Here is a 926-nt window from a genome sequence, read left to right on the forward strand (position 1 = left end):
GGCAGCCGCGCTGCGCTGGGCCAGTGCCCGCACTTCAGAGGCCACCACCGCAAAACCGCGCCCCTGCTCGCCGGCACGCGCCGCTTCCACCGCGGCATTCAAGGCCAGGATGTTGGTCTGGAAGGCGATGCCATCGATCACGCCGATGATGTCGACGATCTTGCCCGAGCTTTCCTTGGGAGGCAACCGCCCCAGTTAAACTACCCACCAGGCACTGTCCCTGAACCGGATCACGGTCCTAAGTTAGATATCCAGAGTGACCAGAGTGGTATTTCAACAATGACTCCACGAACACTGGCGTGTCCGCTTCACAGTCTCCCACCTATCCTACACAAGCCACACCGAACACCAATACCAAGCTGTAGTAAAGGTCACGGGGTCTTTCCGTCCTGCTGCGCGTAACGAGCATCTTTACTCGTAATGCAATTTCGCCGAGTTCGCGGTTGAGACAGTTGGGAAGTCGTTACGCCATTCGTGCAGGTCGGAACTTACCCGACAAGGAATTTCGCTACCTTAGGATGGTTATAGTTACCACCGCCGTTTACTGGGGCTTAAATTCTCAGCTTCGCCTTGCGGCTAACCGGTCCTCTTAACCTTCCAGCACCGGGCAGGCGTCAGTCCGTATACATCGTCTTGCGACTTGGCACGGACCTGTGTTTTTAGTAAACAGTCGCTACCCACTAGTCTCTGCGGCCACCACACCCTTTCGGAGCAAGTCCTAATAAGTGGATGGCCCCCCTTCTCCCGAAGTTACGGGGGCATTTTGCCGAGTTCCTTAACCACGATTCTCTCGATCTCCTTGGTATTCTCTACCTGACCACCTGAGTCGGTTTGGGGTACGGGCGGCTAGAAACTCGCGTCGATGCTTTTCTCGGCAGCATAGGATCACCCACTTTTTATCCGCATCGTGTCTCAGCCTATGTGAG

General features: G+C 55.7%; 1 rRNA gene. It reads right to left on the reverse strand.

Features of this window, described 5'->3' with window-relative positions:
- Positions 1-926, reverse strand: a 23S ribosomal RNA gene (locus I5G_RS26100); the annotation flags it as partial.

This window comes from Microbacterium sp. B19 (genome assembly GCF_000333395.1).
GTDB lineage: Bacteria > Actinomycetota > Actinomycetes > Actinomycetales > Microbacteriaceae > Microbacterium.